The sequence below is a fragment of the Erythrobacter sp. S249 genome (assembly GCF_057364975.1).
On the sequence record NZ_CP200287.1, the window covers coordinates 1,146,514 to 1,162,694 of the forward strand.

Annotated in this window: 7 protein-coding genes and 1 pseudogene; 2 read left to right on the plus strand and 6 right to left on the minus strand. The window is 56.9% G+C overall.

The window, feature by feature from the left end:
• Nucleotide 1: 1 nt before the first annotated feature.
• The 3 genes from AC0V6V_RS05395 to AC0V6V_RS05405 are packed head-to-tail and all read right to left on the minus strand — an operon-like array spanning nucleotide 2 to nucleotide 3,677.
• Nucleotides 2-2,059, minus strand: coding sequence for a hydantoinase/oxoprolinase family protein (locus AC0V6V_RS05395; protein WP_486164409.1), 2,058 nt, complete (start codon nucleotides 2,057-2,059; stop codon nucleotides 2-4).
• Complete coding sequence (locus AC0V6V_RS05400) at nucleotides 2,059-2,991, minus strand: hydroxymethylglutaryl-CoA lyase (RefSeq protein ID WP_486164410.1); 933 nt, start codon at nucleotides 2,989-2,991, stop codon at nucleotides 2,059-2,061. Before AC0V6V_RS05400 ends, AC0V6V_RS05395 begins: the two co-directional genes overlap by 1 nt.
• A 5-nt stretch (nucleotides 2,992-2,996) precedes the next feature.
• The gene (locus AC0V6V_RS05405; RefSeq protein WP_486164411.1) at nucleotides 2,997-3,677 is read right to left on the minus strand and encodes a GntR family transcriptional regulator; all 681 of its coding nucleotides are present in this window, start codon (nucleotides 3,675-3,677) and stop codon (nucleotides 2,997-2,999) included.
• A 157-nt stretch (nucleotides 3,678-3,834) separates the two neighbouring features.
• Between AC0V6V_RS05405 and AC0V6V_RS05410 the strand changes: the two genes are divergently transcribed.
• Together AC0V6V_RS05410 and AC0V6V_RS05415 are read left to right on the plus strand one after the other, a co-directional pair.
• Nucleotides 3,835-6,357, plus strand: coding sequence for a TonB-dependent receptor (locus AC0V6V_RS05410; protein WP_486164412.1), 2,523 nt, complete (start codon nucleotides 3,835-3,837; stop codon nucleotides 6,355-6,357).
• Nucleotides 6,358-6,393: 36 nt separating this feature from the next.
• Complete coding sequence (locus tag AC0V6V_RS05415; RefSeq protein WP_486164413.1) at nucleotides 6,394-7,014, plus strand: isochorismatase family protein; 621 nt, start codon at nucleotides 6,394-6,396, stop codon at nucleotides 7,012-7,014.
• A 65-nt stretch (nucleotides 7,015-7,079) separates the two neighbouring features.
• Here the strand turns inward: AC0V6V_RS05415 and AC0V6V_RS05420 are convergent.
• The 3 genes and pseudogenes from AC0V6V_RS05420 to AC0V6V_RS05430 form a co-directional block, all read right to left on the minus strand.
• A pseudogene (locus tag AC0V6V_RS05420) lies at nucleotides 7,080-7,777 on the minus strand (IS6 family transposase).
• Nucleotides 7,778-7,843: 66 nt separating this feature from the next.
• On the minus strand, nucleotides 7,844-11,611 hold the full coding sequence (locus AC0V6V_RS05425) for a TonB-dependent receptor (RefSeq protein WP_486164414.1): 3,768 nt from the start codon (nucleotides 11,609-11,611) through the stop codon (nucleotides 7,844-7,846).
• A 5-nt stretch (nucleotides 11,612-11,616) separates the two neighbouring features.
• A complete protein-coding gene (locus tag AC0V6V_RS05430) occupies nucleotides 11,617-16,128 on the minus strand; it encodes a hypothetical protein (RefSeq protein WP_486164415.1) in 4,512 nt (1,503 codons plus the stop codon).
• Nucleotides 16,129-16,181: the final 53 nt, after the last annotated feature.

Consider the following 16,181-nt stretch of genomic DNA (forward strand, 5'->3'; position numbering starts at 1 on the left):
CTCAGCCCTTCTCGTTCAAATTGATAAGGATATTGCCGACCGCATCGACCGTGGCGGTGCAGCCATTTTCAATCAGAGTGGTCGAGTCCATTTCGGTGATGATCGCCGGGCCAGGGATGATGTCCCCTTGGCGCAGTTTCGCGCGGTCATAGATCACAGCGGCGCGTTCTTCGCCGTCCATCCAAAGCGTGTGAGCCCGGATCTTCGCGGACGAAGGATCGCCGTCGCCCTTCTCCAGCTCATTGGCAGGCAGATCGGGCGCTTCACCCATCGCAACCGCGCGCAGGTTCACGATCTCGTGCGGGGTATCCATGTTGAAAGTGAAGAGGCGCAGATGCTCCTCGTCAAAGCGCGCCAGAATACCGTTGATCCCATCTGTGTTGAGCAAGTCCTGATCAATGGTCAGCGGCACTTCAAAGGCTTGACCCGCATAACGGACGTCAACTTCAAAGGTGCTGGTAATGGCGCTTTCGGGCACGCCGTCCGCGAGCAGTTCCGCCCGCGTCTGCTGCTCCATTTCGGTCAGGACATTGGCAAGCTCCACCTCGTCCGTATCGCGCGCCAGCTTGCTAAAGCTGCGTGCGGTTTCGGTGCGCATCCGCGTGGTCGCATCGCCGAGCGCGCACAGCACGCCGGGGGATACCGGGCTGACCGCTGGCCAGCTGCCCATCAGCTTCGCCACCGCATTCACATGCAGCGGCCCTGCCCCGCCAAAGCCCATCACCGCGAACTCGCGCGGGTCATAGCCCTGCTGAACGCTGATCATGCGCAGCGCGCCGAACATGTTTTCATTGACGATGTCGATAATGCCGCGCGCGGCCTCCATCAGGCCAACGCTCAGCGCATCCGCAACCGTCTGAACAGCCTTCTTAGCGCCTTCCCGATCAAGCTGGAACGCACCGCCGAGCAGATCCTCTGGCAGATAGCCGAGCACAACATTGGCGTCGGTCACGGTCGGCACTTCGCCGCCCTTGCCATAAGCCACCGGGCCGGGCACCGCGCCCGCGCTTTCCGGGCCAACCCGCAGTGCGCCGGTTAATTCTGGCACGTGAGCGATTGAGCCGCCGCCCGCGCCGACTGTCTTTACATCGAGCGCCGATGCGCGGACCGATAAGTGGCCGACTTCGGTGGTGCGCACGCGGCGCGCCTCAAGCCCTTCAATCAGCGCCACATCGGTCGATGTACCGCCGACATCCAACGTCAGGATATTGCTGAGGCCAGCGTTCTTGCCGACCCACAATGCGCCGGTCACACCGCCAGCCGGGCCGGACATCAGAATGTTGACCGGATGCTCTTCAGCCTTCTGGCTGCTCATCAACCCGCCATCAGAACGCAGCAGCGAGAGCTTGCCTTTGAGGCCCTCTTGCTCAAGCCGATTGCGCAGGTTGGAGACATATTTGCCGACCACCGGGCGCACCGCCGCATTGGCAACCGTGGAGAGTGTGCGCTCATATTCCTGCATTTCAGGCAGAACCTCATGGCTCAGCGACACAGGCAGACCGGGCAGCTCTTCGGCTGCAATTTCGCCAATGCGCTGCTCATGCGATCCGTTCACATAGGCGTTGATCAGGCTGACAGTCAGCGCTTCGATACCCTGCCCCTTCAGCTTGCGCATTGCGGCGCGCACTGCGTCCTCATCCAGAGGGCGCACCTCCTTGCCATCCGCGCCCATCCGGCCCGGCACGTCAATCGTGTCCTCCAGATGCGCGAGCGGTTGAGGCTTTGGCCAGACGATCCAAGCGGCAAGCCCACCGGGCACAAAACTGCGCGCAATCTGCATCACGTCGCGGTAACCCTCGGTCACTATCAGGCCGACTTTCGCGCCCTTGCCCTCCAGCACCGCATTGGTCGCAACGGTGGTGCCGTGCAGGAAATATTCGATCTCGCTCGGCGCGACATCGGCTTCCTTCGTGATCGCTTCGACGCCCGTCAGAATACCCTCTGAGCTGTCATGCGGGGTCGAGGGGGTTTTGTGACGCCAGAATGCTCCGGTCTCATCGTTAAACAGCAAGAGGTCGGTAAACGTGCCCCCAACATCCACTCCAAGGCGATAGCCCATTAGGCAGCATTCCTTTCTTTATCATCGGTCGGGTTTGGAAACCCACCTGCTTTACCGACCATCGCCGGCAGTTCTTTATCCATCACACCGGCAAGCCAGTGGTTCGTTTTGATAATGGTATCGAGCGAAAGGCCCGTAGAAATCTTCGCTCTTTCGAGCATGTAGAGAACATCGTCGGTCGCAACATTGCCCGCAGCGCCCGGAGCAAAGGGGCATCCGCCGAGCCCTCCAATCGATGCATCGACCGTTTGCGCGCCTGCGCCGATGGCCGCCCAGACATTGGCGAGGCCTGTGCCGCGCGTGTTGTGAAAGTGTACACGGACGGGCAGCGGATCAATGGCTTCGCGCACTCGCTCCACCAGACGCGCAACGTGCGCTGGATTGCCGACGCCGATTGTGTCGGCCAGAGCAATCTCGACCGGCCCTGCCTCGGCAATGGCCTTAGTCATGGCGACAACGTGATCCTCGCTCACCTCGCCTTCGAACGGACAGCCAAAACTTGCGCCAATGGTGGCCTGCGCAGTGAGGCCTGCCTCCTTGGCTCGCTCTATAATTGCGCAGCAGGCATCGACCGATCCATCACTCGTCTGGCCCTGATTGCGCATGGCAAAGGTGTCGGTGGCCACCGCTACTGCGCCCAATTGATCAATGCGTCCTGTGGCAATCGCTCGCTCTGCTCCGCGCAGGTTCATCACCAGGCCAATGTAGGTCACATCATCACGGTCAGGCAGGCCCGCGCACACCGCATCGGCATCGGCCATTTGCGGCACCGCCTTGGGATTGACGAAGCTGGTCACTTCGATCCGCCGAGCCCCGGCTTCGATTGTCCGATTGATCAGCGTCAGCTTGTCCTCCGTGGAAATCGGTTGCTTCTCATTTTGCAAACCGTCGCGCGGACTGACCTCAACAATTTCTATGCTTTCTGTATACATTTATATTAGGCCCGCTTCTTATTCTGATCCGCTTCCGCTGCCATCATTTCTTGATGCGCATCCGAATAAGCATGGAAAGCACGGCGGATATGGCCGGTCATAATCGCTTCCGCCCACGGCCCATCGCCGCGCTCAAAAGCCGCGATCAATTCGTCATGCTCCTGATGCGAACGAACCAGTTCACTGAGTTCATAATGATGCGCAGTGCGCCAAATTACCGGCTGCTCAATCAGGGTTTGCAGCAGAATTTCGAGCCGAGGTGAAGCCGCGGTTCGCAGGATCAGCGCATGAAACTCGCGGTTGCGAGCAAGGAATTCTTCGATATTCGGTGGATCACTCGAAACCGCATCTCCAAGACGGGAATTGTGCATTTCTAACGCCTTGAGAACCGCATCATCCATCAGCTCTGCGGCTCTGCGCGCGGCATATCCCTCCAGCATGGCGCGCAGCTCAAACACATCATGCACGTCATCCAGCGACCAGTCAGAGACATAGCTGCGCTGAGATTCTGTTTTGCGGATCAGCATATCCGCCTCTAGCCGGCGCAAGGCCTCGCGGATCGGCGTACGCGACACGCCGCACATCTCAGCCAGCGCCTCTTCACCCAAGGCCTCACCCGGGGCAAGATCGCCCGAGATGATAAGCTCGCGGATTTGCGAGTAGGCCTTGTCCGATGCGCGAGACATAGAATCCTCTAAAAGCTTGACGGGTTGATTTTGTATACAATAAGGAACGCGCACTGCAATGATTGTTTATTCGCTGTGCGATTTTTCGAAAGATCGCAGCCGCCACCGACCAAGTCCGATCAAAATCGGATCACGATAAATCTGGGGAAGTCGAATTATGAAGCGTTCAACCAAAGCTCTGCTGTTCGCCACGGCTGCATTTGCGCCCGCGCTGGCAACACCTGTTCACGCGCAAGATTCAGAGGTGCCCACCTCGGTCGATGCGGATGAAGAAGACAATGCGATTATCGTTACCGCGCGGCGCCAGAATGAACGCTTGCAAGATGTTCCCGCATCGGTTTCGGTTCTTACCGCACAAGCTTTGGAGCGCACCGGCGCCGACAATGCCGAGGATTTCGTTCAGCTAACCCCCGGCGTCACCATCGTGACTGGCACGGCTGAGGCGGGCGATACCCAGATCAACATTCGCGGGATCAATGGCGCGCGCGATGCGGAAAGCTCCGTCGCGCTGGTGGTTGATGGCATCCTTAAAACCAACACTGCGCAATTGAACCAGACCCAAGGTACGCTGCGCCAGGTCGAAATCCTGAAAGGTCCGCAAGGCGCGCTTTACGGACGCAACGCGGCTGCTGGTGCGATTGTCCTGCAAACGCTGAAACCCTCCGATTTCTTCGAAGGCGGAGTGAAGGCGTCTTACGCGAACGAAAACACCATACAGGCAACCGGTCATGTGGCTGGGCCGCTCGGCGACAATCTGGGCTTCGTCGTATCTGGCTATTACAGAAGCACAGACGGTTTCTTCCGCAATGAATTTCTCGACAGCGATGTGGTCGATGATCAGGAAGTGTGGAGCGTGGACGGGCGCTTGGTCGCGAACCTGGGCGATGCAACAGAGCTCGATATCAAAGCGCGCTATTCACAGCTACGCGGCGCGTCGATCAACTTCAATTCCTCGTTCCACCTGCCGAATTTCGCGGGCGTGAACCCGGCATTTAACGAAGATGTGAACGACCATCCGTTCCGCTATTATGGCAATATCCGGCCCACGAACGAGCAGGACAGCTTGGATATCTCAGCCAAGATCGAGCATGATTTTGGCGACATCACGCTGACCGCATGGGCGCTCTATTCCGACGTCGATCAATTGCTGACCGCCGACGGGACCTCGGCGGACTTTGCACGCTTCATCGCAGCGGCGGACCCCGCCGCGCAAAATGTGGTCGACAGCTGCTTCTCCTCTACCGCGAACCTCACCGGCTTCCCGGTCAACCAGCCCGGCTTTGTTGGCGCTCTGCCGGTTCCCTTCATCTTTGATCCCGTCAATGGTTCCACCTTTGGCGCCTACAGCCCGAGCACATGCGACGGCACTCAGCTGCAGATCCGCAAGCAATCCGACATCAGCGGCGAGATCCGCCTGGCCTCTAACGGCGGCGATGCGCTGAGCTGGCAGATCGGGGCATACTTCCTCAATATTGACCGCGAAACCGGCGTCAGCATTGGCGGCGACACAGGCGCAGGCGTCAGCCGCGAGCTGTTCAACGCACCGGGCAGCGCCAACCCAACCTCGCTGTTGCTCAATGATACATTCGACACCAGCGTCTATGCCGTGTTCGGCAATGCGGAATATCAGTTCGGCGATTTCACCGCTGGCCTCGCCTTGCGCTATGACATCGAAGACCGCTCGTCAGAATCGCTTGTGCCAGCCGGCGCGCTCGATCCCTTCACCGGCGGCCCGATCAACCCTGGCCTTGCCTTCGGAGCCTTCGCGCCGGTCGATGCGACCTTCCGGCAGCTCCAGCCGAAAGTCAGCCTCAGCTGGCAGCCCAATCCTGACCTAAACTTCTACGCCAACTGGGGCATTGGATTTAAGTCGGGCGGCTTCAACAACCAAGGCTCCGCCGCCATCATCGATGCCAATTTCGTGCAATTTATCGGCGCGGATGTATCCATCGAAGACCAGTACGACAAAGAGGTCTCCTCCGCGTTTGAAGCGGGCGTAAAGGGCGAGATTGCGGGCGGCGCGATTACCTTCGACCTCGCGGCCTATTACACCGACATCGAAGACATGCAGTTCTTCGAGTTCTTCGTTGGCTCGTTCGGCTTGCTCCGGGTCGTGTCCAACATTGACGAGGTCGATGTCTACGGGATTGAGTTCAACACCTCTGCCGAAGTGGTCGACGGCTGGACCTTCTTCGGCTCGGTCAACGTCACCGAGAGCGAGATCAAAGCCAACAGCTCGCGCCCTTCAACGGTTGGTAACAAATCACCCTACACCGCTGATTACACGATCAATCTGGGTACAGAGATCGATGTACCATTCAATGACAGCGTCGATCTGATCGTGCGCGCGGACTACCGGATTACTGGCCCGACCTGGTTCCACTCATTCCAGAACCAAGAAGCGCCCACGCTCTTCTCCGGCCTGCTGCCGATCTCTGCCCTCGCCCTGCCTGACTTTGTCGGCAATGCGAATTACGGCGTGGCGCGGCGCGATGCCTTTGGCGTGCTGAACCTGCGCGCTGGGATTGAGACTGGCAATATCACCGCCGCGATCTTTGCCAACAATGCGCTGAACCGCGAATACCTCAACGAGGTGATCCCGGCGATCGAATTTGGCGGATCCTTCATCTCGCCGGGCGCCCGCCGCTTGGTTGGCGCTGAAATTGGCTTCAAGTTCTAAGCCAGAAATCTAACGGGCACCAAAAGAGGCGTTGTGATGAGCAAGCTCGATGAAAACTACGCCAAAGCCTATGGGCAAAGGGCGGGCTTTGGCAAAAAGCCCGCTCTCATCCTGATCGATTTTGTCGAAGGCTATTTCGACCCAGAATGCGATCTCTATGCAGATGTCGATGACGCGCTTGCCTCGGCGCTGCGCGTGCGCGAGGCCGCCAGCAGAGCGGGAATTCCGATCATCCTGACCAACGTGGTGTATCACCCAAAGGCAATTGATGGCGGGCGCTTTTATGAAAAGGCCCGCCCGCTGCGCTACTTCCTCGAAGGAAGCGCGATGGGGGCATGGCCCAAAGGGTTGGAGCCGCGCGAGGATGAGCTGATCATTTCCAAGCAATATCCCAGTGCATTTTTCGGGACGTCGCTCGCCTCAACCTTGACCGCGCTGGGCGTGGACAATGTTATTTTGACCGGCCTGACGACGAGCGGCTGTGTCCGTGCATCATGCGTGGACGCGATGAGCCACGGCTTTATCACAACCGTAGTGCGCGATGCCGTAGGCGACCGTCACAAGGCCCCGCACGAAGCCAATCTGTTCGATATGGACGCCAAATACGCCGATGTGGTGAGCGAAGGAGAAATCGTCGCTCATCTGCAAGGGCTTTAAACGGTGCTGTCAGTCTAATCGCAACCAGTCTCTGATAGCGCGAGTACCCCTTCCTCACTGGGTTCTCAGGCCATGAGGTTTTGCCACTCAATCAGAGCGGCTGAGCGGCTTGCTTGGTAAATTTGGCGGTCGGTGAGGTGGCGATTTGCGTTGAAGTGATTGTGGACGTTGGCGTGAACTGAAGCGAACTTTTGCAAGCTCTTCATCTGTCGGAACCGCAGCATTGCTCGCTCTCGTCGTCGAAACGGTAGATGCGAGTTTTCCGCTCGATTGTTCTTCGAGCGCCCCATCTCTTGTCGTTCGAGATTACCAAGTTCGCGCATCGCTGCTGGATAAGATTTCAGACCGTCAGTGACAATCGTTTCAGCGTCTTCTTGAAAAAGCGCAAAGCTGCTGATTTGTCTCGTTTCTTGGTGACATTGCTTTCGAGGATCTCGCCTTCATGATCGACAGCGCGCCAAAGGTAATGCGTCTCGTCGTTGATCTTCACAAAGACCTCATCGACGTGCCAGCGCCAATTTCTAAAGCCGCGCATCCTGCTGATCCGCTGGCGTTTAATGTCCGCTGCGAACAGCGGGCCGAAACGGTTCCACCAATGCCTGACGGTTTCATGGCAAATGTCGATGCCGCGCTCGGCCAGCAAATCTTCGACATTCCGCAGGCTGAGCGGAAAGCGGACGTACATAATCACTACAAGCCAGATGACTTCAGGTGACGAGTTGAAATAGCGAAATGGACTGGCGAGTTTGAGAGGTCTGGGCATGGCCCTGCCCTCGCCTATCACTCGCAGTCCGCTAACCGGTGCATTTGCTCTAACAGCGCTCCCCCCTTAGAACTTGCTCAAGATGTTCAGGAACGGTCCATGACTTGAGTAACTTTGGTCGGTCAGATCATCAGAGAAGTCTGACAGTGAATAGCCAACACCTACCTTCACATTGTCACCAATGTGGCGGTAGATCGCCCCCAGAGCGCCAAGCCGCATATCGTCGGCCAAAGTGACCCACAAAGCGCGCCCTTCAACTAGCGCATCCCATTTCTTGTTCACGCGGTAGTCGGCACGGAGCACACCCAGATGGGCTTCCGAGCTCACGAAGATATCGCTATCACGGGTTACAGAAACACGGCCTTGACGGTAGCCATATTTGGCACCCAAAGTCAGTTTCTGGCTCAGATCATAGTTTAAGTCTGCACTGAAGACGACGCTGCGCTGTTTCGGGCTTTCTACCTGGCCTGATCCGGTGATCTGACCCACTGGGCCCAGATCTTCGAAATAGGTGAAGCGAACAAGACCATTGAAGCGTTCATTGTTGACCGGACGGAATGCCAGGCCAGCGACCGCTTCGGTGAACTCAGCTGCATTGACGGAGCCGCTTTGCTGATCGGCACGAGCCAGGTTGAACCGGCCCAATGCAGTCCAGCTCGGGTTCACTTCATAACTAATGTCGTTGCGGAGTAGCCAAACGGTTTGATCGATCGTTGCGCTTTTCTCTTTGCGCAGCTCAATCGAGCTACCCAAACGCACGCCCTCGGTGACGTATCCAAAGCCTAAGCTACCTGCGGTACGGCGGAACACGCCGGTGGATACATCGTCAATGCGGCCATTTTCAAAGCTACCGTTGATCGATATCTTATCAGTAGGATCGAATTGCAGACCAAACCCGCGGGTCAACGCTGGCGCAGAGCCGCCAAAGCCGATGCGGTTTTCGCCGTAGACAGACAGGCTGTCGCTAAAGCGTTGGCGTGCACCGACCGTAAGCGTACCGCGGTTAGACCGGGTGAAGATGTTCTGGCTGTCGAGGCCGGTGTCAGTGCGATCTGCGAACAGAGCGTAACCAACATAGGCTTCTGAGCCTTCGCCAAGGCGGCGATTAAGCTGAACATCTGCGCCAAGGCCGCCGTCACCATCGGAGACTTCACCGCTCAGCGACATTCTTTCAGTCAATTGAGCGGTTACGCCGCCGCCGAAGCGGTTGTTGCGTTGACGCGTATCATCACGATCAAGTGTGGCTTGGCCAAAGGCATGCACTGCTACGTTCTTAGAAGGAGCATAGGCCACTTCCACAGCGGCATCCGTACGGCTGCCATCCTGCACTGAATTGAACAAAGTGCCCGGCGTGCGATCTTCATAACGAAGGCCCAGTTTGGTTGTCACATTGCCTGTGCCTGCTGCGAATTTAGCCGCCAGATCGACCGACCCGGTTTTGTTGTCGCCGGTATTGTCTGACGAAAGCTCATCATATTTGGCTGCAATCGACAATGCTTGCCCAATGGGAACACTTGCTGCCGCGCCCCAGCGGGTGGTGTCCGAAAGGGTGAGATTACCAGTGGACGCAAAGCCAGCTTCGTAATTCTCGTAATAGCCGTGCAATTTGCCCAGATCGCCAGCCTTGCCAGCGAGTTCAGCGAAATTGACGCCGGCTTCTGCGCGGTAAGCTTTCGCTTTTGCACTGGTGCCGGGGTTGGCAATGTCAGTGAATGACAGGCCGCCATCAACCGAATTGGACTGGCCGAAACCGGGTCCATCAGTGCGGGCGACTTCACCCTTAATATAGGTGCCAGCAGTCAAGCGGATCAAGACATCGGTGCCAAGCAGAGTTTGCGCTGCTTCTTCAACGGTGTCGCGTTGACCCGTGATACCAAAGCGCACTTTCTCGCCCAGCCAGCTGGTCGCACGGCCGCCTACAGTGTAGCCATCAAGATCACCCACCAATGGTGTGTATTCATAGCGGACCACAAGAACAGGAACGTTACCCGTCGAGCTGCCTTCACGAACTGTGCTGCCATTGGCAACCGTTGATGAAAGCGGGTTAAGCAGAGTGATCCGGCCCTGATACGGGTCAAAATCATAATCCTGCTGCGGATAGAGATCGCGGCTTTCAATAACGAGGCCAGTGTTGCGATCACGCGTTTCAATGCGCACCCGCTCAGAACCGATCGACACATCTTGACGTTGCAAGAAGTAGAGCGAGCCGCCCGTACCGCGGAATTCTTCACGAGCTGGCAAAGTGCCAGGATCAGAAGCAAATGCGGTGATCTGTGTTTTGCGCTCACCAAACTCTGTGGTTTGATCGCTGTTGATGTCGATCAATGCGCCGAACAGGCCGCGGTCGAGTTGAGCAAGTTCTGCGCCATTGAAATTGGTTACGAAGTTACCGAGCACAAACTGGCTGTCGTCCTTGGCAACTTTGAGATAAAATCGGCCTTGCGTCGGAGCATCTTCTACCAGCGTCGAATTGTCCCCGTAGGTCGGGTAATATTGATCGCGGTTCAAACGGCGCAGCAATTGGCTTGGATCTTTGCGGTCAAGATTGCTGAAAAGGTCTTTCAGCAAAGTCTCCCCCGTATCGACAGAAGCCGTGATGCGGATATCGTCTTTGTCATCGCCATCATCGTCTCCGATCACACCTTTGGCATAAAACGCCGCGCGTCCGATTGCGAAGCTGCCTTGGGCAAGAGTATCTCCGCTAACATCCTCTGCAGGGCCAGAGCCAAAGCTACGGCCGAGTGTCAGATCACCCTGCCCTACTACAAACCAGTCATCCTTTTTCACGGCGAAGCTCTGCGACTTTTCGTATACAGTCTCGCCATTCCGCTTGATGACTACATCAAGTTTGGATGAAGGTCCGCGGCGCGCGACAATTTGCTGCGCAGCAAACCGGCCATTATTGTCGATAGGGACAACTTGGCCCGCGACATAGACTAGATCGGTGTCAGGATCGGCGAACCCTGTGACAGTGGCCATAAGCCCACCAAGATTGATATTGCGATGCGCCGCTTCGTCAATGGTACCAAAGTTAGAACGATCAATCGGTTCATCATCGCCTAGCTCGTCTAGCTTCTTATCAACGATGGTCAGCTCTTCAACGGCCGTTTCGTCAAACTGGCCATTCTTCCCATAAACCCGCAGCACATAGAACATTGCAGATGGTCCTGACATCGGCACATCCCAAGAAGCTGCGCCCATTTCATTAACGTCAAGAACAGCCAATGGCTCGCTGTCTGGAGATTGCGAAGCGCTGAAAATGCGCACTTCACTTTTCTCGATAAACCCGGGGTAGTTATTGTAGGCTAAGAATGTGGCTTTTTGCCCAGCAACAGCCGACCGCTGTGCTTCTACCAAACCTACATTGAGGACTGGCGAGACAACCAGTGTATCAGCACGAAAACGAACTTCATGCTGAGCGTTCGTTGAGATTGGCTCACCTGCCGCGCGGCGTTCGTTGCGCCTTAGGCTCGCTGCATTGAAGTTATCGGGCTTGGTTGTTTGAACCTTGTCGGCAATACGCAGGACCGTCTCACGGGCCGTTTCTCGGTTGGCTGCGGATGCTTGCGATTGCGCCTGCGACGTTTCAACAACAGCCTGGTTAGCTGTTGCAACGGCAATAGCCGCTTTCGAAGTTGTGCTTGAAGCACGTGATTTCGCTTGCCCTTGAATCACGGCATCCGAAACAAAAACAACCTGTGGTTGTGCGGCTGCTTCCGGCTCATCTGCCAGGACCGCCGTGGGCGTTGCCAATGCGGCAGCCACAATTCCCGTGCGCAGAGCCCAAACATTGAGATTTTGGGCAATTGATGAAGTGGTATATGTGTTTTTCATGGCCCTTACTCCCCCTTCTCGGTTCGTTGGGCTTGCGGCACCTCTTCTGGCGCGACGCCAAAGTTCAGCTCGCCAAATTTGCCTCGTGTGAGCCTGATCGAACGTGGGTTGTCAGTGGTCGGCTCCCAGCCAAGTGGTAGGCTGCGAGTGTCGATCTTGAGTACGAAGTTGGAGCCGATGCGAGCATCTGGCACAGCGGCACAAGCAATATGATAGCGCCCGAACTCATCGGTCGTTATCAGTTGTCCGTTGACCGTGCCGAGGCGCACACCTGGCACACCCGGTTCGTTTTCGTCCTGATAGCCATCCCTGTCTGCGTCTTCGAAGACCTTTCCGATCAGTTCAGAGCAGTCGAAGACCGCACTCGGCACGATGGTAACAACGGCGGTGCCGCGGTTCGAAATTTCCAAACCATCAGAGCCGTTCTGTGCAAGGCCAGTGTTCACCTTCTCACCGCCTGTCACACCGGCACCAATCACGACTGCCAAATTGTATGTCACGGAGCCGTTCGCAGGAATGACCTGATCTTCCCAAATCAACGTGCGACCGGTGCTAACTGGTTCTTCAGGCTGCCCATCGACCAGCGATGTGCCAAGCACATACTTCGTACCCGATGGCAGAATATCGACTACATCGACGTCGGCTCGCTGCACATTCTCTGCATTACTGACCGTGATTTCGTAGGGGACGACATCGCCAACGTTCGCGGTGCGTTTTGGGCTAGTCTTTGTAACAATCAGCTCGCCGCGCGTCAGGAATGGATCGAGTGGAATGTGATTGAAAATCACATCGGGGTCGCCTGCCTCAAGAGCAAACTCCAAGTAGTAAGGAGGTGTTGGCCCGGTCGGTATGGCATTGGTCGGATTGACCAAAACCGGCGCTGCAAGCCCAGTGGGGTCAAACGGCCCATCCAATGGCGCGATCACGCTTGAAACTGGGCCAAAGCCGGCGGGTGGCTGGATAGAGATCGTATACTCCGTCTCGCCAACTGGACATTGCGGTGCAGCCCCCGGAACGATGTCGAAGCGATAGGCTCCAGACGCCCCGGTTGTTTGGTTCGCCTGGCTAGAGTCTACATAGCAAATGTCGGGCAACGCATTGCCTTGATCATCAACCAAATTCAGCGTCGCACCCGCAATTGGGCTGCGCTCCACTGAATCGTAAATAATGCCCGAAGGATCAATCGGAGCATTTACGTCGCTAGTGGTCGTGTTTGGCTCAAGAGTAAGGTCTTCTATGGTTTCGAAAACGACGCCGTTCTCAGGATTAATAAACTGCACCGTGAGAGGCGTGTTGCTGGGCAGACCTTCAATGCTGTAATTGCCGTCGGCATCAGCGGTGGTTTCGGCGATTACATCGCCGTTCTCATCGAGAACCTGGACAAGGTAGCCCGGCGCGCCATCCTCGTCAGTTTGCAGATCTTCATCGCCATTGTCGTCGTTGAAGACGGTACCTTCAAGAGTACTGATCGGCGCCTCAACTACGACTGTAACGGTGCTCGTCGAGCAATTGGTCGGATTCAGGGTCTCGCAGATCTCATAGATAATCGTGTACGTGCCAGCAGGCACGTCTGCACTAACAGAAACAAGGCCGGTGGCAGGATCGAGCACAACGCCGGGATCAGCTGCAGGTGTCAGAACTGTCGCGGTAATCGCGGCAGGGTCAACTGGCTCTCCGTTCAGCGTATCGTTGTCGAATGCATTGATGATATCATTGCCGCCAATGCCAGAACGAACCGGCTCGGGCACATCGTCGACAGACTCAATAACCGGTGGCTCGACCTCGATCGTTATTGATGCTTCTGCACAATTGGTCGGGTTCAACGTCTCGCAGATCTCGTACACGATGGTGTAGCTGCCAGCAGGCGTGCCAGGAGGCACATCAACTAGGCCTGTTTCGGGATCAAGCTCAGGCACTGGTGCGCCTGGTGTCAGCGGCGTTGCTGGTGTTAGTACAGTCGCGGTAATTGCGTCTGGATCGACCTGAACGCCATTCAGCATGTCGTTGTCAAAGGCGTTAATGGCATCATCTGCGCCGTCTGCACCATTGATACCTATCACGGTGTCATCGTCCGCACTGATTTCTGGCGCATCAACGACAACCGTCGCCGTGGCCTCTTCACAATTGGTTGGGTTCAGCTCTTCGCAGATCTCGTAAACGATCGTGTACGTGCCAGCAGGCGTTCCCGCAGGAACGTCAATAAGACCCGTTGCCGGGTTCAGCACTGGCACCGGATCACCCGGGTTCTGCGGAGTGGCCGGTGTAACAATGCCGATGTCCACTTCAGCAAGCGTGGTTTGCGCGTTGTTCAACAGATCGCCGTCCAGCACATCGAGCACGCCGGTCGCACCTGTGGTGCCATTGATGCCTGTGACCATGTCATTGTCAGGCGCAAGGTCTGCGCCCTCAACGACAACCGTCGCCGTGGCCTCTTCACAATTGGTTGGGTTCAGCTCTTCGCAGATCTCGTAAACGATCGTGTACGTGCCAGCAGGCGTTCCCGCAGGAACGTCAATAAGACCCGTTGCCGGGTTCAGCACTGGCACCGGATCACCGGGGTTCTGCGGAGTGGCCGGTGTAACAATGCCGATGTCCACTTCAGCAAGCGTGGTTTGCGTGTTGTTCAACAGATCGCCGTCCAGCACATCAAGCACGCCGGTCGCACCTGTGGTGCCATTGATGCCTGTGACCATGTCATTGTCAGGTGCAAGGTCTGCGCCCTCAACCACGACTGTGGCCGTGGCCTCTTCACAATTGGTCGGGTTCAGCTCTTCGCAGATCTCGTAAACGATCGTGTACGTGCCAGCAGGCGTTCCAGCAGGAACGTCAATAAGGCCCGTTGCCGGGTTCAGCACTGGCACCGGATCACCCGGGTTCTGCGGAGTGGCCGGTGTAACAATGCCGATGTCCACTTCAGCAAGCGTGGTTTGCGTGTTGTTCAACAGATCGCCGTCCAGCACATCGAGCACGCCGGTCGCACCTGTGGTGCCATTGATGCCTGTGACCATGTCATTGTCAGGCGCAAGGTCTGCGCCCTCAACGACAACCGTCGCCGTGGCCTCTTCACAATTGGTTGGGTTCAGCTCTTCGCAGATCTCGTAAACGATCGTGTACGTGCCAGCAGGCGTTCCCGCAGGAACGTCAATAAGGCCCGTTGCCGGGTTCAGCACTGGCACCGGATCACCCGGGTTCTGCGGAGTGGCCGGTGTAACAATGCCGATGTCCACTTCAGCAAGCGTGGTTTGCGTGTTGTTCAAAAGATCGCCGTCCAGCACATCGAGCACGCCGGTCGCACCTGTGGTGCCATTGATGCCTGTGACCATGTCATTGTCAGGCGCAAGGTCTGCGCCCTCAACGACAACCGTCGCCGTGGCCTCTTCACAATTGGTTGGGTTCAGCTCTTCGCAGATCTCGTAAACGATCGTGTACGTGCCAGCAGGCGTTCCCGCAGGAACGTCAATAAGGCCCGTTGCCGGGTTCAGCACTGGCACCGGATCACCCGGGTTCTGCGGAGTGGCCGGTGTAACAATGCCGATGTCCACTTCAGCAAGCGTGGTTTGCGTGTTGTTCAAAAGATCGCCGTCCAGCACATCGAGCACGCCGGTCGCACCTGTGGTGCCATTGATGCCTGTGACCATGTCATTGTCAGGCGCAAGGTCTGCGCCCTCAACGACAACCGTCGCCGTGGCCTCTTCACAATTGGTTGGGTTCAGCTCTTCGCAGATCTCGTAAACGATCGTGTACGTGCCAGCAGGCGTTCCCGCAGGAACGTCAATAAGGCCCGTTGCCGGGTTCAGCACTGGCACCGGATCACCCGGGTTCTGCGGAGTGGCCGGTGTAACAATGCCGATGTCCACTTCAGCAAGCGTGGTTTGCGTGTTGTTCAAAAGATCGCCGTCCAGCACATCGAGCACGCCGGTCGCACCTGTGGTGCCATTGATGCCTGTGACCATGTCATTATCAGGGGCAAGGTCTGCGCCCTCAACCACGACTGTGGCCGTGGCAGTGTCACAGTTTTGAGGCTGACCAGCTGGAGGGACATTGGCCGTTTCGCAGATTTGATAAGTGATCACATACGTGCCAGCGGGCGTACCTGCCGGCACATCAACTGCCCCGGTTGTGGTGTTCAAAACAGGGACCAGATCGCCCGGATTAACAGGTGTTGCAGCGGTGACTTCGCTGATCGTTACGTTGCCTGTGGTGGCTGGGTTGCCGTCCAGTGTGTCATCCGTCAAAACATTCAGCACATTAGTCGCGCCAGCGGTTCCATTGATGCCCGAGACACTATCATTCACGGCGACGATCGGAACCGCGACGGTCACCGATTCCATTGCATCAACCGGGGCAAGCGTGCCTGAATCTGGTGTGCCTGTCACAGTCGCAGTGTTGACCAGTTGCGCATGCGCTGGGCTTGCCGCCAAGCCGATGCAAAACGGCGCTGCAGCAACAGATGCAAGAGCGGCCCTTTTGAAAGAACTGCGCGTTTGGACATTTGACCCTTTGTTGATCGTGGTCATGATCTTACCCCTAAATCGAATTTCAAATTCGAGCGTGAATCAATGGCGAACTC

Excerpts from the sequence above, each read along its gene's own strand:
- AC0V6V_RS05400 (WP_486164410.1), bottom strand. The coding sequence starts at position 2,991 with ATGTATACAGAAAGCATAGAAATTGTTGAGGTCAGTCCGCGCGACGGT.
- AC0V6V_RS05430 (WP_486164415.1), bottom strand. The coding sequence starts at position 16,128 with ATGACCACGATCAACAAAGGGTCAAATGTCCAAACGCGCAGTTCTTTC.
- AC0V6V_RS05395 (WP_486164409.1), bottom strand. The coding sequence starts at position 2,059 with ATGGGCTATCGCCTTGGAGTGGATGTTGGGGGCACGTTTACCGACCTC.
- AC0V6V_RS05405 (WP_486164411.1), bottom strand. The coding sequence starts at position 3,677 with ATGTCTCGCGCATCGGACAAGGCCTACTCGCAAATCCGCGAGCTTATC.
- AC0V6V_RS05425 (WP_486164414.1), bottom strand. The coding sequence starts at position 11,611 with ATGAAAAACACATATACCACTTCATCAATTGCCCAAAATCTCAATGTT.
- AC0V6V_RS05415 (WP_486164413.1), top strand. The coding sequence starts at position 6,394 with ATGAGCAAGCTCGATGAAAACTACGCCAAAGCCTATGGGCAAAGGGCG.
- AC0V6V_RS05410 (WP_486164412.1), top strand. The coding sequence starts at position 3,835 with ATGAAGCGTTCAACCAAAGCTCTGCTGTTCGCCACGGCTGCATTTGCG.